This is a genomic window from Pseudomonas sp. Sample_14 (assembly GCF_004307515.1).
Classification (GTDB): domain Bacteria; phylum Pseudomonadota; class Gammaproteobacteria; order Pseudomonadales; family Pseudomonadaceae; genus Aquipseudomonas; species Aquipseudomonas atacamensis.
The window spans coordinates 49399-66401 of record NZ_RCOC01000037.1 but is presented as its reverse complement, the minus strand read 5'-3'; the positions used below and the strand labels follow the sequence as shown (position 1 = coordinate 66401).

Here is a 17003-nt window from a genome sequence, read left to right as displayed (position 1 = left end):
ATAAAAAAACCGGACATTGTCCGGTTTTTTTTCGCCTCAACTGTCGGCCTTTTTCTCCGCCGAACCCAGTTCCTTCAAACGCTGATCGATCAACTGGCACTTGTCCGGCAGATCCGCACTGGCCGTGCCCAGATCCATTTTCTGCAACTCGGCGTTGATCTCCTTGGCTTTTGCCGGATTCTGCTCGGTGAGCTTGGAGACTTCCTTGGCCAGTTGTTCGCGTTTGATCGTCGCCTCTTCCGGCGTGCAAGCCCAGACGGGCAGGGCGCAGGCAAGGGTGGCGGCGAGGGAGAGCTTGATCAGGGTTTTCATGGGCAGGCCTCAGTTCCGGTTAAGGCGGGTTAACCGGTTGAGGGCTGAAGCCTGGTAAAAGTTCAGAAACTGTGGGGGCAGGGTTGCGCTCAATCGGCATGGCAGCAGCCCGACTTCGGCGCACCGTCATACCGATCATGATGCCGCACCCATTCCATGATCTCGTCCTCGTTCCTGCCTTTGGGCGTCAGATCAAGGTAGTGGTAAGCGCCAACCAGCATGTCCAGACCGCGCGCGTATGTGGAATAGGTGTGGAAAATCTCGCCTTCGTCATTGCGATAAAACACGCTCAGCCCCGGCATTTCTTCCTCGGCGCTGTCGGTTCTTTCGTAGTTGTAGGTAGCCTTTCCCGCCGCGACGTCCTCAGCCCGGGCGCAGACGCCGAAGTCGTAATTGAAATCGCAACCTTCTGACGAGACCCAGTCGAACTTCCAGCCCATCCGCTTTTTGAAGTCCTGAAACTCGTTGAATGGCGCATGGGAAACTGCAACCACCGCGACGTCGTGATGGGCCAGGTGCTGGTTGGCGCCATCAATGTGGTCACTGAGGAACGAGCAGCCCTGGCAGCCTTGCTCCCAGCCTTTGGCAAACATGAAATGGTAGATGATCAACTGGCTGTTGGTGCCAAACAGGTCGTTGAGCTTGAGCTCGCCGTTCGGCCCTTGAAAATGATAGTCCTTGTCGACTTTCACCCACGGCAGGGCGCGGCGCTCGGCGCTGAGGCGATCGCGTTCCCGGGTGAAGGCTTTTTCGTGGGCCAGATGCTGTTGACGGGCGGCGAGCCATTCTTCGCGTGATACCACCGGATGGTTTGCAACGTTCATGACGATGTCTCCTGCGGGTTGAACCGGCTGTTTCAGCCTAGTCGTTCAACGTGCGAGCTAATCGACAGCCGTCGGTCGGTCGGGGCCGGAAATACTGCTGAACGGCTGCGCAGCGCTTCGGTCACAACCTTGAACGCGGCACAAAATCACCCGCACCGGAGGTTGGATCAGGATGACGACTTATAACTGGGATTTGATTGAACGTTTGCTGCATGAAGTGCAGAACAGCGCTGGCCACAGCTTCGCTCCCCGCGCGTATGCCGAAGACCACGCGGCCGAGAAAGCCAGCGCCGGCGAGCCGATCGACAATCTCGATCACTTGAAAACCCTGGCCTGTGATTATGAAAAGATGTTGCTGGAGCGCGGATTCATCGAGCCGCGGCCGGATCACGAGGGCAGTACTGGCAACAACTTCATTCTGACCCCGCGCGGCTCCAGCCTGCTGAGCCTGATCGACAGCAGCATCCCCGGCAACGACCATCCGCGTCAGGTGCTGGATGAGCAGGAGGATGCGCTGGATGAGGTGACGTTTGATGAAGTCGCCTCGAAGGCTCAAATCGCCTGAGCCAGCGAAATCCCCTGTGGGAGCGAGCCTGCTCGCGAATACGGTCTGTCAGTGACATTTGATCTGTCTGATATTCCGCTTTCGCGAGCAGGCTCGCTCCCACATTGGATTCCAGTGATTTCAAGGTTTCTGCGCGGCCTTCAGGCACTTGAGGTCATTGAAGTCCTTACGCACTCCCTCGATTTTCTTCAACAAACGCTGACGCTGTTGCGGCGTGCTCTCGGCCATCAAGTCGACAAACAGCGAGCGCGCCTGGGCTTCGGTGTTGGCGTAGGCCTTGCGGTAGTCCGCTGTCCACAAGCGCTCGCGATTGACCAGAAGTGTCTCGATGCGTTGTGGGAATTCGGGGCTTTGGCGTTGCGCAACGGCGGCGCTGAACTGTTGCTGCCAGTGCGCGCGGTTGGCGATCCATTGGGTGTTCTGGTCGCCCAAGGCGTTGGTCCAGGCCACGACGCGTTGTTTCTGCGTGTCACTGAGCGGGCCTAGCCAATCGTTCAGGCGTTTTTCCATGCGCTCGCCGCGTTCCTTGATCTGCTGAGCCAGCGGCGGTTTCACGTATTCCTGCTGACGTTTGCGCAAATCCTTGGCAAACGCGTCGTTCATTTCAGCCACCTGTTTATCGTCCAGGCCTTGCAGCAACTCAATGGCCGAAGGGGTGATTTCCCGGGCGGTTTCGGCGATGGCCTGTTTGGCTTCGGCGGTGCGCTCCTGCAGCGCGGCGTCGCTCACTTGATTGCTCTCGACCATGGCCTGCAAACGGTCCAGCCAGTCGAGGTAACCCGGTAACTGCGTGGTGCAGTGCCAGCTCAGATGTTCCTTGAGGCGTTCATTGAACCAGTCTTTCTGTTCGCCGTTCATGTCCACGTAGTCGCTCAGCGACCACGGGATGATTACGTCGAGGTTGCGGTAGGCCAGGCCCACGCGGCTGCAAGCGCCGAGGGCGAGGGTGAAGATCAGCAGGGCGGCAATCTGTTTGAACCAGCGAGACATGGGCAAATCCTTGCGAGAGCCTGGCGTCGGAAATCTGATTCTTATGTGATGCAGGATGCGCGCGGCAGTTCAGCCGATCAATAGAACGTGCGTACAGCCTTAAGGGTGACGAGGCCGTCGCACTCGCTGTTGTGCCCGGAATAGGCCGAGCAATCACTGCCGCTGAGGCTGGAGTCGCTGTAGATCAGATCAAGATCGACGCCCATGAACGGCCGCGACAGTTTCACCGACCAATCAGTGAAACTGCTGATATAGCCACCGTCCACCGCCGCCGGTGTATTCAACTGGTGCGTGGTGTATTTCATGCTCACGCCAATGCCGAACGGCTGATTGCCAGTGAGGTCGGCAAACAAGGTGTTGTTCTGTTTATCCGGGTCGTTGCTCAGGGCAATGCCAAAGCGACTACCGAGCAGAGTCAGGCCCCCAAACAGCTCCTGGCTGTCGAGGGTGTCCACGCGGGGATAGCTGTAATGGATCATCCCGACTTCATAGCCGATCACCTGATCGAACGGCTGCTTGAAGCCGACATAGGAATCGATCTCGAGGTTCTTGCCCGGGCTGATGCCCATGCTCGGCGCGTACTGGCCGAAATACACGCCGCTGTCGTGACTCAGGTCGAGGCCACCGTGGAACGAGCCGACCGCCGCCGGTTTCACCAGGCCCTGGGCCATGCTGCGGCTGGGCGTAGTGCCGAGCTTGAGATCGAAGTCACCCAGTTCACCCTGAAAAACCTGCGCGTGCGCGGTCGCGCCTGACAGCAGGCTGACGAACAATAAACAGGGAAATGGGCGCATGCGTCACTCCATGAACCGCGAGCGCAGGGCAAAGGCCTGCTGAAACGCTTGATCTAGACGCGTGCAAGGATACCGACGAATGCCCGGCATTGATGGCCGTTCGTCGATTTTCGGGAATTTTTGTTTAAAGCGAAGGGGTGTTGCACGGTGCCAGTCCAGGCGCTTCGAAGCTCAAAGCGCCTCTGGACGGGGTGAAACCGGTATTACTTCTTGCCCAGGCTGATCTGCTTGGACGGGCCGAATGTCTGGCCGCTGACGCCTTTGGCAATTTGCTGGATCTCGCCGCCGGACTTGAGGAATGCTGCGATCTGATCGTTGATCGATTCGCTGGTTTCAACGGCTGGAGCTGGCTTTGCTTTGCTGGTGGATGCTTTTACACGCATGGCGGCCATTAACCTTTAGAAAAGTAACTCGGCCAGGCATCGTACAGGAATAACTTGACAATAGCTTGGTAAATATCCCCCGGATTAACCAACCGTAACGCTGCATTATTACCGGGCGCCCCCTCGTAATAACCAGCTAACCTGCTGTTTTAAATAAGAACATTTAATTGAAGTGAGGCAAATCAGCACGGCTGTGAAGCGTCGGACCGGCTGACGAGCGGCACCCCGTAGGGCAGTGACAAGCAAAATCAACAGGTTGACACAGATTTTCCGCTGCGAGGATCTGTCGCCCGACGTCTGCGGCAAAAACGGGTAGAATGCCGCCCACGTATTGAGGGTTTCGGAAATGGCTTTAGTCGGGCGTTACAACAGTTTGCAAGTGGTTAAACACACTAACTTCGGTTTATATCTGGACGGCGGTGCCGACGGCGAAATTCTTTTGCCCAACCGTTATATCCCCAAAGATATTCCCAGCGAAGATGAAGACTGGCTCAACGTATTCATCTATCTGGACAGCGAAGACAAACTTCTCGCCACCACGGAAAAACCGAAAGTTCAGGTCGGCGAATTTGCCAGCCTGAAAGTGGTTGAAGTCAACAGCATCGGCGTGTTCCTCGACTGGGGGCTGCCGAAAGATCTGCTGCTGCCGTACTCGGAAGAAAAGCGCCAGATGACTGCTGGCGAATACTGCGTGGTGCACGTCTACCTCGACAAACACACGCGCCGCATCACCGCCACCGCGCGCCTCGATCGTTACCTGGACAAGACCCCGGCCATCTACAGCCCGGGCCAGGAAGTTGATCTGCTGGTAGCCGAAGCCACCGACATGGGCTTCAAGGCGATCATCAACAACAAGCACTGGGGCCTGATCCACAAGAACGAGATCTTCAAGTTCATGCGTTCGGGCATGCTCGAGAAAGGCTTCATCAAGGAAGTGCGCGCCGACGGCAAGATCAGCCTGAGCCTGCAACCGGTTGGTCAGGAAGCGGCGAGCAGTCTGAGTTCGAAGATCCTCGGCAAGTTGCGCGAAAACGACGGCACCCTGGCGGTCAGTGACAAGAGTGATCCGGCACTGATCAGCAGCCTGTTCGGCGTCAGCAAGGGCAACTTCAAGAAAGCCATCGGCTCGCTGTACAAGGAAGGCAAGATCGTCATTCACGCCGATCGCATTGAACTAACCTGAGCCTTGAGTGGCCCATGTTGCAGGCCACACAAGAGGTTGGATCGATGAAAAAGGCGCTGATCGCTTACGTCGCAACGCTGCTGACGTTTCTGCTGCTCGATGGCATCTGGCTCGGGCTGCTGATGGCGCCGACCTATCGCGAACTGCTCGGTTCGCTGATGCTGGAAAAACCGCTGCTGTTGCCCGCAGCGGTTTTTTATTGCCTGTACGTTATTGGCTGCGTGGTGTTTGTCGTGTTGCCGGCGCTGAGCTGGCAGAGGGCGGCGAAGCTGGGTGCGCTGTTGGGGCTGATGGCCTACGGCACTTATGACCTGACCAATTGGGCGACTTTGCGCGACTGGTCGGTGCAGGTGAGTTTGATGGACTGGGCGTGGGGGACAGTGGCGACGGCGGTTGCTTGCACGGTGGGGTATCTGGTGGCGAAGCGATTCGCCTGACTGATCCAAAAGCTTTATCGCCAGTGCTGACCTCTTCGCGAGCAAGCTCGCTCCCACATGTTCATCGAACCCTCTGTGGGAGCGAGCCTGCTCGCGAATGACGGCGCAGCCGTCAACCATTCAGCGCTGACGCCACTGACCAACTTAATGTCTTTTCCAGACGGCTTTTTCCGCGCATCTGATTGATAATCCCCGACACTGTTTTCTGACCATTGGATGGCCTGCCATGTTGTGTGTGTTCGAGGTGTTGCGGTGAGTGCCGAGCGGCGCAATGCCGACGGTTTTGCCCTGCAAGTGATGATCGGCCTGTGCCTGATCTGGGGTGTGCAGCAAGTCCTGATCAAGTGGGCGGCAACGGACATCGCGCCGGTGATGCAAGCGGCGGGGCGCTCGGGGATTTCTGCGTTGCTGGTCGGTTTGCTGATCTGCTGGAAGGGCGGTTGGGATCAGGTCGGCAGCACCTGGCGCGGCGGCTTGCTGGCCGGTGCGCTGTTTGGTCTGGAATTCCTGTTCATCGCCGAAGGTCTGCAACTGACCACCGCCGCGCATATGTCGGTGTTCTTGTATACCGCGCCGATCTTCACCGCACTCGGCGTGCATTTCCTGCTGGCCAGCGAGCGTTTGCGCCCGTTGCAATGGCTGGGGATTCTGCTGGCGTTCATCGGCATCGCGATTGCCTTCGCCGGCGGTGTGTCGTGGGACAACCTTGATCGGCGCATGCTGCTGGGCGATGCCTTCGGCGTATTGGCCGGCGCCTGTTGGGGCGCGACCACTGTGGTGGTGCGCGCCTCGCGACTGTCGGAAGCGCCGGTGACATTGACCCTGTTCTATCAGTTGCTGGTCGGTTTCATCGGTCTGCTGTTGATCGCGTTGTTCAGCGGGCAGATCAGCCACGTCAGCCTGACTACCGTGGCGGTAGCCAGTGTGCTGTTCCAGGGCCTGGTGGTGTCGTTCTTCAGCTACCTGGTGTGGTTCTGGCTGCTGCGCCGTTATCTGGCGGCCAACCTTGCGGTGTTCTCGTTCATGACGCCGTTGTTCGGCGTGACCTTCGGCGTGCTGCTGCTCGGCGAACAGTTGAGCCTGAACTTCGTCATCGGCGCCGTGCTGGTGCTGCTCGGCATCACTTTCGTCAGCGCCGAACAGTGGCTGCGTCGGCGTTTGCGCAAGGCGCTGGGCCAGTAGCCCTGGCCTGCATCGCCAGCGCGCCGGCCAGCAGCAGGCCGGCACCGGCGATCAGCAGCGCCGGCTGCAAGCCGCCGCTGAAATGGCTGCTCAGCGCCGCCAGCAGCGGGCCGCTCAGTTGGCCGACAGCGAAGCACGCCGTGAGCATCCCGGCGTTGCGCTGAGTGTCGTGGGGCGCCAGCTCTCGCGAACGCTGCATGACCAGTTGCATGCAGGCCAGAAACGGCGTGCCGCAGAGGATCACCCCCAACGCCAGGCCGACGCCGCTGCCCAGCAGACAGGCGAACACTCCGGCCGCTTGCAGCCACAACGTCGCCATCAGCCAGTGCCGCGTGGTTTCGGGATCATGTCGGCGCAGACTCACCAACCACACACCGATTGCCGCGCCGAGGCCAAAGCACGGCCAGAACAGATCCGCCTGCCACTGGCCGTGAAACTGCGCGTTGGCCATCTGCGACAGGAACGTTGCCGGAATGATGTAGCCGATGCCGTACAGCGCATACACCAGCGCCAGCCGGGCAATGCCGCGATTCGCTGGGTTCACATGGGTTGTCGCTGGCCTCGCTACCCCCGTGGGCTGCGGTAACAACCGCCAGACGCCGAGCATCATCAGCAACGCGGCGGCCGCGTAAATCAGCCACAGCGTCGCCGATGTCTGCTGCAAGCGGTGTGAGACCAGCGCCAGCAAGCCTGTGAGAAAAATCCCCAGACCCGGCCCGGCAAAAACCAGAGCACCCCAGCGCGGGCGACCCGCTGCCGCCGCCAGCGGCTGACTGAGTGAAGTGATCATCACCAGCACCCAGGCACTCGCCACCCCGGTGCCAAAGCGCAATAGCAGGTGCGACCAGAAACCGTTGGCCCAGAACGACGCCAGTGTCAGCAGCACGCACAGCCACAGCCCGCCATGCAGGCGACGCTGCACCTGCTGCGGCCGCTGGGCGAACATCGCATCCACAGCACCCAGCAGATAGCCAAAGTAGTTGGCCGCCGCGATCAGCCCGGCGGCGGTGAGGTCGATCTGCCCTTCGCTGAGCAGGTGCGGCATCTGAGGTGTCAGGGCGAAACGGCCAATGCCCATGGCCATCATCAGGGCAACGAAACAGGCGGATAAACGTATCAGCGGCGACATGGTCGGGCTTCCTTCAAGGCAGCAATGACCGTCAGGCTAGGATCGATTGACTTTCTTTAAAATTGAATAATAGTGAGTAACTTGTTCTGTTCAGGAGAAAGCAGTGGAATTCAGCCAACTGCGGATATTTCAGGCGGTCGCCGAGGAAGGCTCGATCACCCGTGCCGCCGAGCGCCTGCATCGGGTGCTATCAAATCTGTCGACGCGGCTGAAACAGCTTGAAGAGCAGTTGGGCGTCGAACTGTTCGTGCGCGAACGGCAGCGCTTGCAGCTGTCGCCGGCGGGCAAGGTGCTGCTCGACTACACCGGCAAACTTTTCGCTCTGCGCGATCAGGCCAGTGCGGCGGTGATGGGCGGGCAACCGGCCGGGGATTTCGTGCTGGGCACCATGTACAGCACGGCGGCGATCCATCTGCCGGCGTTGTTGGCGCGTTATCACAAGCAATACCCGATGGTGAATTTGCAGGTGCAATCGGCACCGACCGGGGAATTGCTCGAAGGGTTGCTCACCGGCCGCCTCGACGCGGCGTTGGTCGACGGACCGTTGGAGCTGGCCGGGCTCGATGGCGTGCCGCTGTGCGAGGAACGGCTGGTGTTGATTACCGAAATCGACCATCCACCGGTGCACAGCGCGCAGGATGTCGAGGGGCGCTCGGTATTCACCTTCCGTCAGGGCTGTTCATATCGCATGCGTCTGGAGGCGTGGTTCTCTCATTACCACGCGGCGATGGGCCGGCCGATGGAGATTGAGTCGTATCAGGGCATGCTCGCCTGTGTGATTGCCGGCAGTGGTGTGGCGTTGATGGCCGAGTCGATGCTGGCCAGCCTGCCGGGTCGCGAAAGCGTCGCCGTGCATCCGTTGGCCGAGCCGTTCGCGGGTGCGACAACATGGCTCATGTGGCGCAAGGGTATGGCCGGGGCCAACCTGAATGCCTGGATCGACGTGCAGCAAGCGGTCTATCCCGTGGCTTTGCATGACGTCCGTGAAACAGCCTGAACCAATCGCAACAGATTCTGTTCAATTCAGTAACAGATCATTGCGGATTTGGCCGAGCATTGCGTAGGACTTCGGACTATTATCAGTGCGAAGCGGCCTCAGAATTCCGGCCGCTCAGCACCACCCTGAAGGGGGCATGACGATGAAAGAGAAAATCCAGAACTGGCTGCACGATTTGGGAGTTGCCCTCGGTTTGATCGAACCGCCTCTGCAACCGGTACCGATTCGCACGGACGACGAACAGCGCCGACGCCAGCCACGTCGCCGTTAATACCTGCGATCAGAGATTTCAAGATCGCAGCCGTCGGCAGTTTCTACAAAGTGTAGGAGCTGCCGAAGGCTGCGATCTTTTGTTTTTTATCAGGCAAAAAAAACGGGTGTGGCCACCGACGCCACACCCGCTGAAGAAAACATCAAGTCGTTACAGCCGATTCACACCGCCGTTGCCACGGTCGCCGGGCGCGGCGAGAACAGGCTGACCAGTACAAAGCTCACCAGGCTGACACCCAGGCTGTAATAGATCGGCGTGTTCGCGTCCATGCCGTCCTTGACCATGAACACCAGCGCGGTGATAAAGCCCAGCGTCATCGCGCTGATCGCCCCGGCAGTGGTCGCACGCTTCCAGAAAATCGCGCCCATCAGCGGAATCAGCATGCCGCCGACCAAGAGGTTGTAAGCCAGGGTCAGCGCGCTGATCACGTCATTGACGACCAGAGCAATGCCCAACACCGCGATCCCCGTCAGCAGCGTAAACAGACGGCTGACCGCGACGTTGGATTGTTTGCCGCCGCGCAGTTTCGGCAGCAGGTCTTCGGTCAGCGTGGTGGACGCGGCGAGCAGGCCGGCGCTGGCGGTGGACATCATCGCCGCCAGTGCGGCAGCGATCACCAGACCACGGATGCCGTCAGGCAGCGAGACTTTGACGATGGCGGCGAACGCGTTGTTGACGTTATCCAGATCCGGGATCAGTACATGCGCAGCCATGCCGATCAAGGCGCAGACCAGGCCGTAGATGATGCAGTAGATCCCGGCCGAGGTGCCGGCGTACTTGGCGACTTTTTCGCTTTTTGCCGTGAACACCCGCTGCCAGATGTCCTGGCCGATCAGGATGCCGAAGAAATAGATCATGAAGTAGGTGATGATCGTGTCCCAGCCGATGCTGGTGAAGTTGAAGCTGGCCGCCGGCAGTTGCGCGACCAATTGATCCCAGCCGCCTACGCGGTACAGGCAGATCGGCAACAACACGAACATCAGGCCCACTGTCTGGATGCCGAACTGGACGATGTCCGTCAGGGTCAGCGACCACATGCCGCCGATCGTTGAATAAGTCACCACGATACCGCCGCCCAGCAGTACGGAAATCCAGAAGGGCAGACCGAACAACACTTGCAGCACGGTGCCGATCGCCAGAATCGAGGTCACGCCGATCATCAGCGCGTAAGCGAGCATGATCGTCGCACTGGCGGTGCGCGCCATCGGGTTGTAGCGCTTCTCCAGGACCTGGGTGACGGTGAATACCTTGAGTTTCAGCAAGGGCTTGGCGAGAAACAGGTTCAGCGCGACGATGCCGCAGCCCAGTGCCGCGCACAGCCAGAAACCGGAAATGCCGTGCACGTAGCCCAGACGGACCGTGCCGACGGTGGACGCGCCGCCGAGTACGGTTGCTGCCATGGTGCCCATGTACAGCGACGGCCCCAGATTACGCCCGGCAACCAGATAGTCTTCGTGGGTCTTGGCGTTGCGCATGCCGTAGTAGCCGAGAATCAGCATCGCAGCGGCATAAATGAGTACGACGAATAAATCCAAAGCCATGATGGCGTGTCTCCGATTGTCTTTTTTATGGTCAAGCAAATGGGGTCTGCAAGGCTTCCTGTGGGAGCGAGCCTGCTCGCGAAGGCGGTCTGTCAGTCACACCAATGTTGGATGTGCTGAAGTCTTCGCGAGCAGGCTCGCTCCCACAGGGGATTCGTGTCAGGCGGCCTGACGCAGTTGAGGTTTTATTGCGGCTTCACTGCGCACATCCGTTGGCCCGAACACCTCCCGAGGCTCAGGAAACAAGCGCAGCAGCGTCAGATACACCACCGACGCCAGGCCCAATGTCACCGGCAAACTGATGTCGATGCCACCGGCCAGTTCGCCCAGCGGGCCGACGAACTGCCCCGGCAGGTTGACGAAGCACAGGCCGACCAGCGCACTCGGAATCCACGCCCCCAGACCGCGCCAGTTCCAGCCGTGGTTGAACCAGTAGCGTCCGCCCTGTTCGCCGCGAGTGAACACTTGCAGGTCATCCGGGCAGTAGAAGCCGCGCCGCACCAGCAGACCGATGATCATGATCACCATCCACGGGGTGGTGCAGGTGATGATCAGCACGGCGAAGGTCGACACGCTCTGCACCAGGTTCGCCGCAAACCGGCCGATGAAAATGAAGGCGATCGACAGCACGCCGATCAGCAAGGTCGCCTTGACCCGGGAGAGCACGCGCGGGAATACGCTGGACATGTCCAGCCCGGTGCCATACAGCGACGTGGTGCCGGTGGACATGCCGCCGATCACCGCAATCAGGCACACCGGCAGGAAGAACCAGCTCGGCGAGACGGCCAGCAAGCCGCCGACATAGTTGTTCGCGGCGATGTAGTCCGGCGCGTTGATCGCGACGATAGTGGCGGTGGCGAGGCCGAACAGGAATGGGATCAACGTTGCCAGTTGCGCGGCGATCACCGCCAGCATGATCCGGCCCTTCGGCGTCTCACGCGGGATGTAGCGCGACCAGTCGCCGAGGAACGCACCGAAGGAAATCGGGTTGCTCATCGCCACCAGCGCCGCGCCGATGAATGCCGCCCAGAACCCGGCCTGACCCAGTGCCACGCTGCCGGCGTACTGGCTGTCGAAAGCGGGGGCGAAGGCGAAGATACCGAGCAGGAACAACAGGCTCGCGGCCCACACCGCGATGCGGTTGACCCACAGCATGATGCGGAAACCGTAGATGCACACGGTCAGCACCAGCAGCGCGAACAGGCCGTAGGCCAGGCCCAGGGTCAGATCGGTTTCCGGCAGATCGACGAGGCGTTTGGCGCCGCCGACCAGCGCATCACCCGAGCTCCACACTGACAGCGAGAAGAACGCGATCGCCGTCAGCAACGACAGGAACGAACCGACAATCCGCCCGTGCACGCCGAAGTGCGCACCGGAAGACACGGCGTTGTTGGTGCCGTTGAGCGGGCCGAACAGGCCCATCGGCGCCAGGATCAGCGCACCGACCACCACACCCAGCACAATCGCCCAGACACCCGCCTGAAACGACAGGCCGAACAGCACCGGGAAACTGCCGAGCACAGCGGTGGCAAACGTATTGGCGCCGCCGAAGATCAAGCGAAACAGGTCGCTGGGTCGGGCGTCGCGCTCATGATCCGGGATCTGTTCGACCCCGTTTGTTTCGATGCTGCTAAGGCTTTTTTCGTTGTTGTTGTTATTCATGATCTGCTCCGATCATCAGGCGCGCTCATCGTGCGTGAGCGTCACCATTGGCTAAGGGGGTGGCAGCCCTTCCGGCATTGCGGACAAATGTTCGTGACAGGCCAGCCATAGGCCTTGTTGTTCTAGGCTCGACGCTTGTCTTGTGAAAACAATCGTCTCGCGCTCCTGGCTGAAGTGTTGCTCCCCTTGCATGCGCAGCTCGGTGGCCACGTCATGGATGAAAATCGCCACGTCACCCTGCAGGCTGACAAAGGCGTTGCTCGAGGTGCACGACAGCACCTCGAATCCATCCTCGGCACGCCAGCGGTCCCACAACGCCTGATAGGCATCGCGCGACAGCAATGGCTGGTCGAGGGTGTAGAAAACGAAGCTGGCATCGGCGCTGAACGCACCGAAGTAGGCTTCGCGATCATTACGGGCAAACGCGGCGACCAACTCGGCGGCCGCATGCAGAACCTGATCACGTGCGTGCATGACCCGACCCTCAGCGATGAACCACGCCAGGCAGTACGCAGAGCATTTCGTACAGCAGGTTGGCGGCCAGCAGCGAGGTGTTGCCGGTGGTGTCATAAGCGGGCGAGACTTCTACCAGATCGCAACCGATCAGGTCGAGGCCCTGGCAGCCACGGACGATTTCAATCGCCTGAATGGTGGTCAGGCCGCCGATTTCCGGGGTGCCGGTGCCGGGCGCCCAGGCCGGGTCAATGCCATCGATATCGAAACTCAGATATACCGGACCGCCACCGACTTTCTCGCGCACTTCCGCCATCAGCGGCGCCAGCGACTTGTGCCAGCACTCTTCGGCCTGCACCACGCGGAAGCCCTGATCGCGGCTCCAGTTGAAGTCGTCGGCGGTGTAACCCTGGGCACGCAAACCGATCTGCACCACGCGGTCGCAATCGAGCAGACCTTCTTCGACGGCACGACGAAACGTGGTGCCGTGAGCGATCTTCTCGCCGAACATGTGATCGTTGACGTCAGCGTGCGCATCGATGTGCACCAGGCCAACCTTGCCGTGCTTTTTATGAATCGCGCGCAGGATCGGCAGGGTGATGGTGTGGTCGCCACCCAGCGTCATCGGGATAACGTTGTGCTCGAGGATGTTGTCGTAGGCTTCTTCGATGATGCGCACGGCGTCGAGCAGATTGAAGGTATTGATCGCCACGTCACCGATGTCGGCCACCGACAGCGAGTCGAACGGCGCGGCACCGGTGGCCATGTTGTACGGGCGGATCATCACCGATTCGGTGCGGATATCGCGCGGCCCGAAGCGCGTGCCGGGGCGCAGCGAAGTGCCGATGTCCAGCGGCACGCCAACGAAGGCAGCGTCGAGGCCGGCAGCGGTCGGTACATGGGGAAGTCGGAGCATGGTGGCGATGCCGCCGAAGCGCGGCATTTCATTGCCGCCCAGTGGTTGGTGAAGAATCTTGTCCACGGGTAGGGCCTCATCGTCTTTGTTTTATTTATGCCGGCGCGCCGTTGAGCACAGGTTCGGACGCCGCTGTGGGGCCGATCATGCGAAATGTAGTGACGGGAAAGAATCGCTACGGGCAAAAACTTAGTTCAGATTTTTCTAAACTAATGGGAGAGGTGGGATTAGACTTTGGTGGGTTCGAATGAAGTGTAGGGCTGAAGATTGTTGCCCTCACCCCAGCCCTCTCCCAAGGGAGAGGGGGCCGACCGAGTTTTTGGCGGAATCTGCATCGACCTGAAAAATCGAGTTGAACTCAGGATTTGAAAGCCATGGAGATCAGCTCCCTCTCCCTCGGGGAGAGGGCTGGGGTGAGGGGCTTTTCCCACAGACACATAGTTGCAAAGCCCGGAGTAGACATGGCCAACGCTTTACCCGACCTGAAACTCCTGCGCATCTTCGTCAGCGTCGTGCGTCATCAGGGTTTTGCCAATGCACAGCAGGAACTCAACCTGTCGACCTCGGCGATCAGCACTTACATGAGCCAGCTCGAAGCCGCGCTCGGTCTGGTGCTGTGCCATCGCGGGCGCGGTGGCTTCAGCCTGACCAGCAAGGGCGAGCTGTTCCATCAGGAAACCCTGCGCCTGCTCGCCGAGCTTGAAGGCTTCGAGCAATACGCCGCCGCGCTCAAGGGCGAACTGCGCGGCACGCTCAATCTCGGGGTGATCGATTCCACGGTCAGCGACAAGGCCCTGCCGTTCGCCGAAGCCATCGGCGCCTACAGCCAGGAACACCCGGCGGTGCATTTGCACCTGTCGGTGATGAGTCCTTATGAATTGCAGCTCGGCGTGCAGGACAATCGCCTCGATCTGGCCATCGGTGCGTTTTCCACGCGCATGAGCGGTCTGGTCTACATGCCGCTGTACCGCGAGCAGCACTGGCTGTATTGCAGCAGTCGCCATCCACTGTTCAACGAGCGGCGCATTCCCGAGCAGGTCATCACTCAGCAACGGATGGTCGGGCGCGGTTACTGGAGTCAGGCGGAACTGGCCCGGCACGGTTTCAAACACAGCGCCGCGACCGTGGAAAGTATGGAAGCGCAGCTGATTCTGGTGCTCTCCGGCGCCTACATCGGTTACCTGCCGGAACACTACGCGCAGGCCTGGGCCGACAAGGGCGATCTGCGCGTTCTGCTGCCGGCGACCTTCGGTTATCAGGCGCCGTTTTCGATGATCATGCGCAGGGGCCGCAGCCGCGAGCCGCTGATCCAGACTTTCCGCGATTTGCTCAAAGCGCAATTGAATCAGGCGTAACCCATCATGTCCCGAGCCCAATGCCCGCGCTGCCTGCGCCCCCAGACCCATTGCCTGTGCCCATTGATTCCGCACCTCGATAGCCGCACCCGAGTATTGCTGCTGCAGCATCCGAGCGAGGTCAGTCACGCGCTCAATACCGCGCGGCTGGCGGCGCTGGGGCTGAGCAATGCCGAGCTGATTGTCGGCGAGGTATTCGAGGATTTGCCGAAACTGTTGAACCGGCCGGGCTATCACGCGCGCTTGTTGTTCCCGGCTGAGGATGCGCAGCCGCTGCAGGCTTACGCACCGAATGATCAGCCAATTTTGCTGGTCGTCCCGGACGGCACCTGGCGCAAGGCGCGCAAGATGTTGCACCTCAATCCGCTGCTGGCAGCACTGCCACGGGTGACCCTGACCGAGGGCGGCGTGTCGCGCTATCGCTTGCGCAAGGCACCGGGGCCGGGGGCGCTATCGACGATCGAGGCGATCGTGCAGGCGCTGGAAACCCTCGAAGCGCCGACGACGTTTGCGCCGTTGCTCCAGCCGTTTGAAGCGCTGATCGAAGGGCAGATTGCGGCGATGGGGGAGGAGGTTTTCCAGCGTAACCATGGCGACAGATGATCGTTCCCACGCTCTGCGTGGGAACGATCATTGGCTAACGCTCACGCATCGCCTCGGTCCGCGCTTTCAACACCGGTTTGAGCAGGTAATCCAAGACGCTTTTCTCACCGGTGATAATGTCCACTGTCGCCACCATCCCCGGGATGATCAGCAGCGGTTTCACGTCGCCGCCCAGGTGATTCTTGTCGGTGCGCACCTGAATCAGATAGAAGCTGTTGCCCTTGTCATCGGTGATCGTATCGGCGCCGATCAGCTCGAGCTTGGCGCTCAGCCCGCCGTAAATCGTGTAGTCGTAGGCACTGAATTTGACCATGGCTTTCTGGCCCGGATGCAGGAACGCGACGTCTTGCGGGCGGACCTTGGCTTCGATCAGCAGGTTGTCTTCCAGCGGCACGATTTCAACCATGTCGCTGCCCGGCTGGACCACGCCGCCGATGGTGTTGACCTTCATCTGCTTGATCACGCCACGCACCGGCGAAGTCACCGTGGTACGGCTGACGCGGTCGTCGATGGCGATGCTCGACGCGGTGATTTTCGACAGGTCGGTGCGTTTCTCATTCAGCTCTTTGGCGGCCTCGGAACGGAAGGTCTGCTCGGATTCGTCGATCTTGCTGCGGATCTCGGCGATCGCCGATTCGGCGCGGGGAATCGCCAGCGTGGTGGCGTTCAGCGAACCGCGAATTTCCACGGCACTGCGTCTGAGGCGAAGAATTTCCACCGGTGAAACGGCGCCGGTTTTGACCAGCGGTTCCGACATGTTCATCTCTTGTTGCAGCAGCGCCAGGCTCGAGCTGAACTGGCCCTGCTTGGAGCGAAACTCCGCCAGTTCCTGGGTTTTCTGCCGCAGTTGTTCACTGAGGGTGCGCTGTTCGCTGGCCAAGCGGCGTTGGCGTTGCTCGTACAGCGAGCGCTCGTCCTCGGCGACTTGCGGCGCTTTGGCGATGACTTCAGCGGAGAGTTTGAAGGGGCGTCCCTCGGCCTCTGCTGACAGCCGTTCAACCTGCGCGGTCAGCGCGTAACGGTCGGCCTCGCTTTCGCCCTTGTTCGAGCGAAAGCGCGTGTCATCCAGACGCAGCAGGGTGTCGCCCTTGCCGACCATCTGGCCTTCGCGAACGAAAATCTCGGTGACGATGCCGCCCTCAAGGTTCTGGATCACCTGGACTTTGCTCGACGGGATCGCCTTGCCTTCGCCCATGGTGACTTCTTCGAGCACGGCGAATTTGGCCCAGACCAGGGCGGCGATCAGCAGCGCTGCCGCCAGCCACACGGTGATCCGCGATTTGCGCGGCGAATCCTGCAATGCTGCGCCGGCGGTTTCCGGCATGAACTCGGCTTCGGCGCTTTTGCCGAAACTGTCGAAGTAACCGCGCTTGTTGCTATCGGAGGAAGCAGGCATGGCGTAACTC

Annotated in this window: 19 protein-coding genes; 8 read left to right on the top strand and 11 right to left on the bottom strand. The window is 60.2% G+C overall.

The window, feature by feature from the left end:
* Nucleotides 1-36: 36 nt before the first annotated feature.
* Both D8U61_RS08140 and D8U61_RS08135 read right to left on the bottom strand, forming a co-directional pair.
* Entirely contained in the window at nt 37-312 is a 276-nt protein-coding gene (locus D8U61_RS08140; protein ID WP_073472880.1) for a hypothetical protein, read from the bottom strand.
* Nucleotides 313-401: 89 nt separating this feature from the next.
* Complete coding sequence (locus tag D8U61_RS08135; protein WP_130887201.1) at nt 402-1136, bottom strand: thioredoxin family protein; 735 nt, start codon at nt 1134-1136, stop codon at nt 402-404.
* 172 nt (nt 1137-1308) lie between these two features.
* On the opposite strand from D8U61_RS08135, the gene D8U61_RS08130 reads away from it, so the two are divergent.
* On the top strand, nt 1309-1701 hold the full coding sequence (locus D8U61_RS08130; RefSeq protein ID WP_130887200.1) for a transcriptional regulator: 393 nt from the start codon (nt 1309-1311) through the stop codon (nt 1699-1701).
* A 120-nt stretch (nt 1702-1821) separates the two neighbouring features.
* Here D8U61_RS08130 and D8U61_RS08125 read toward each other — a convergent pair whose 3' ends face one another.
* The 3 genes from D8U61_RS08125 to D8U61_RS08115 form a co-directional block, all read right to left on the bottom strand.
* Nucleotides 1822-2691, bottom strand: a complete 870-nt coding sequence (locus tag D8U61_RS08125; RefSeq protein WP_130887199.1) for a DUF6279 family lipoprotein — start codon at nt 2689-2691, stop codon at nt 1822-1824.
* A 77-nt stretch (nt 2692-2768) separates the two neighbouring features.
* Nucleotides 2769-3485 (bottom strand): TorF family putative porin, encoded by a 717-nt coding sequence (locus D8U61_RS08120; RefSeq protein ID WP_125925322.1) that lies wholly within the window; start codon nt 3483-3485, stop codon nt 2769-2771.
* Nucleotides 3486-3688: 203 nt separating this feature from the next.
* Nucleotides 3689-3877 carry a hypothetical protein gene (locus tag D8U61_RS08115; protein ID WP_016985943.1) on the bottom strand — a complete coding sequence of 63 codons (189 nt, stop codon included), beginning with the start codon at nt 3875-3877 and terminating at the stop codon, nt 3689-3691.
* Nucleotides 3878-4214: 337 nt separating this feature from the next.
* Between D8U61_RS08115 and D8U61_RS08110 the strand changes: the two genes are divergently transcribed.
* The 3 genes from D8U61_RS08110 to D8U61_RS08100 all read left to right on the top strand — a co-directional run bounded on the left by D8U61_RS08110 (nt 4215) and on the right by D8U61_RS08100 (nt 6670).
* The gene (locus D8U61_RS08110; RefSeq protein ID WP_125925323.1) at nt 4215-5051 is read left to right on the top strand and encodes a S1-like domain-containing RNA-binding protein; all 837 of its coding nucleotides are present in this window, start codon (nt 4215-4217) and stop codon (nt 5049-5051) included.
* Between the two features lie 44 nt (nt 5052-5095).
* Nucleotides 5096-5488, top strand: a complete 393-nt coding sequence (locus D8U61_RS08105) for a DUF2177 family protein (RefSeq protein WP_130926731.1) — start codon at nt 5096-5098, stop codon at nt 5486-5488.
* Between the two features lie 252 nt (nt 5489-5740).
* On the top strand, nt 5741-6670 hold the full coding sequence (locus D8U61_RS08100) for a DMT family transporter (RefSeq protein WP_125925325.1): 930 nt from the start codon (nt 5741-5743) through the stop codon (nt 6668-6670).
* On the opposite strand, the gene D8U61_RS08095 is transcribed toward D8U61_RS08100, so the two are convergent.
* Nucleotides 6618-7799, bottom strand: coding sequence for an MFS transporter (locus D8U61_RS08095; protein ID WP_016771154.1), 1182 nt, complete (start codon nt 7797-7799; stop codon nt 6618-6620). The genes D8U61_RS08100 and D8U61_RS08095 overlap by 53 nt on opposite strands.
* A gap of 103 nt (nt 7800-7902) precedes the next feature.
* Here D8U61_RS08095 and D8U61_RS08090 point away from each other — a divergent pair, with 103 nt between their 5' ends.
* Entirely contained in the window at nt 7903-8796 is an 894-nt protein-coding gene (locus tag D8U61_RS08090; protein ID WP_130926730.1) for a LysR family transcriptional regulator, read from the top strand.
* Between the two features lie 142 nt (nt 8797-8938).
* Complete coding sequence (locus D8U61_RS28215) at nt 8939-9067, top strand: PA1414 family protein (protein ID WP_003184145.1); 129 nt, start codon at nt 8939-8941, stop codon at nt 9065-9067.
* Between the two features lie 161 nt (nt 9068-9228).
* On the opposite strand, the gene D8U61_RS08085 is transcribed toward D8U61_RS28215, so the two are convergent.
* The 4 genes from D8U61_RS08085 to speB form a co-directional block, all read right to left on the bottom strand.
* The gene (locus D8U61_RS08085; protein ID WP_130926729.1) at nt 9229-10608 is read right to left on the bottom strand and encodes a sodium:solute symporter; all 1380 of its coding nucleotides are present in this window, start codon (nt 10606-10608) and stop codon (nt 9229-9231) included.
* A gap of 159 nt (nt 10609-10767) precedes the next feature.
* A complete protein-coding gene (locus D8U61_RS08080; RefSeq protein WP_130926728.1) occupies nt 10768-12270 on the bottom strand; it encodes a cytosine permease in 1503 nt (500 codons plus the stop codon).
* A gap of 51 nt (nt 12271-12321) precedes the next feature.
* Nucleotides 12322-12744 (bottom strand): nuclear transport factor 2 family protein, encoded by a 423-nt coding sequence (locus D8U61_RS08075; protein ID WP_130926727.1) that lies wholly within the window; start codon nt 12742-12744, stop codon nt 12322-12324.
* A gap of 10 nt (nt 12745-12754) precedes the next feature.
* A complete protein-coding gene (gene speB / locus D8U61_RS08070; RefSeq protein ID WP_003222717.1) occupies nt 12755-13705 on the bottom strand; it encodes an agmatinase in 951 nt (316 codons plus the stop codon).
* A 395-nt stretch (nt 13706-14100) separates the two neighbouring features.
* Here speB and D8U61_RS08065 point away from each other — a divergent pair, with 395 nt between their 5' ends.
* Both D8U61_RS08065 and D8U61_RS08060 read left to right on the top strand, forming a co-directional pair.
* Nucleotides 14101-14994 (top strand): LysR family transcriptional regulator, encoded by an 894-nt coding sequence (locus D8U61_RS08065; RefSeq protein WP_007956593.1) that lies wholly within the window; start codon nt 14101-14103, stop codon nt 14992-14994.
* A 6-nt stretch (nt 14995-15000) separates the two neighbouring features.
* Nucleotides 15001-15597 (top strand): DTW domain-containing protein, encoded by a 597-nt coding sequence (locus D8U61_RS08060; protein WP_130926726.1) that lies wholly within the window; start codon nt 15001-15003, stop codon nt 15595-15597.
* A 34-nt stretch (nt 15598-15631) separates the two neighbouring features.
* On the opposite strand, the gene D8U61_RS08055 is transcribed toward D8U61_RS08060, so the two are convergent.
* Nucleotides 15632-16993 carry an HlyD family type I secretion periplasmic adaptor subunit gene (locus D8U61_RS08055; RefSeq protein ID WP_039761043.1) on the bottom strand — a complete coding sequence of 454 codons (1362 nt, stop codon included), beginning with the start codon at nt 16991-16993 and terminating at the stop codon, nt 15632-15634.
* Between the last annotated feature and the right edge of the window lie 10 nt (nt 16994-17003).

Excerpts from the sequence above, each read along its gene's own strand:
- D8U61_RS08140 (WP_073472880.1), bottom strand. The coding sequence starts at position 312 with ATGAAAACCCTGATCAAGCTCTCCCTCGCCGCCACCCTTGCCTGCGCC.
- D8U61_RS08135 (WP_130887201.1), bottom strand. The coding sequence starts at position 1,136 with ATGAACGTTGCAAACCATCCGGTGGTATCACGCGAAGAATGGCTCGCC.
- D8U61_RS08130 (WP_130887200.1), top strand. The coding sequence starts at position 1,309 with ATGACGACTTATAACTGGGATTTGATTGAACGTTTGCTGCATGAAGTG.
- D8U61_RS08125 (WP_130887199.1), bottom strand. The coding sequence starts at position 2,691 with ATGTCTCGCTGGTTCAAACAGATTGCCGCCCTGCTGATCTTCACCCTC.
- D8U61_RS08120 (WP_125925322.1), bottom strand. The coding sequence starts at position 3,485 with ATGCGCCCATTTCCCTGTTTATTGTTCGTCAGCCTGCTGTCAGGCGCG.
- D8U61_RS08115 (WP_016985943.1), bottom strand. The coding sequence starts at position 3,877 with ATGGCCGCCATGCGTGTAAAAGCATCCACCAGCAAAGCAAAGCCAGCT.
- D8U61_RS08110 (WP_125925323.1), top strand. The coding sequence starts at position 4,215 with ATGGCTTTAGTCGGGCGTTACAACAGTTTGCAAGTGGTTAAACACACT.
- D8U61_RS08105 (WP_130926731.1), top strand. The coding sequence starts at position 5,096 with ATGAAAAAGGCGCTGATCGCTTACGTCGCAACGCTGCTGACGTTTCTG.
- D8U61_RS08095 (WP_016771154.1), bottom strand. The coding sequence starts at position 7,799 with ATGTCGCCGCTGATACGTTTATCCGCCTGTTTCGTTGCCCTGATGATG.
- D8U61_RS28215 (WP_003184145.1), top strand. The coding sequence starts at position 8,939 with ATGAAAGAGAAAATCCAGAACTGGCTGCACGATTTGGGAGTTGCCCTC.
- D8U61_RS08085 (WP_130926729.1), bottom strand. The coding sequence starts at position 10,608 with ATGGCTTTGGATTTATTCGTCGTACTCATTTATGCCGCTGCGATGCTG.
- D8U61_RS08080 (WP_130926728.1), bottom strand. The coding sequence starts at position 12,270 with ATGAATAACAACAACAACGAAAAAAGCCTTAGCAGCATCGAAACAAAC.
- D8U61_RS08075 (WP_130926727.1), bottom strand. The coding sequence starts at position 12,744 with ATGCACGCACGTGATCAGGTTCTGCATGCGGCCGCCGAGTTGGTCGCC.
- D8U61_RS08065 (WP_007956593.1), top strand. The coding sequence starts at position 14,101 with ATGGCCAACGCTTTACCCGACCTGAAACTCCTGCGCATCTTCGTCAGC.
- D8U61_RS08060 (WP_130926726.1), top strand. The coding sequence starts at position 15,001 with ATGTCCCGAGCCCAATGCCCGCGCTGCCTGCGCCCCCAGACCCATTGC.
- D8U61_RS08055 (WP_039761043.1), bottom strand. The coding sequence starts at position 16,993 with ATGCCTGCTTCCTCCGATAGCAACAAGCGCGGTTACTTCGACAGTTTC.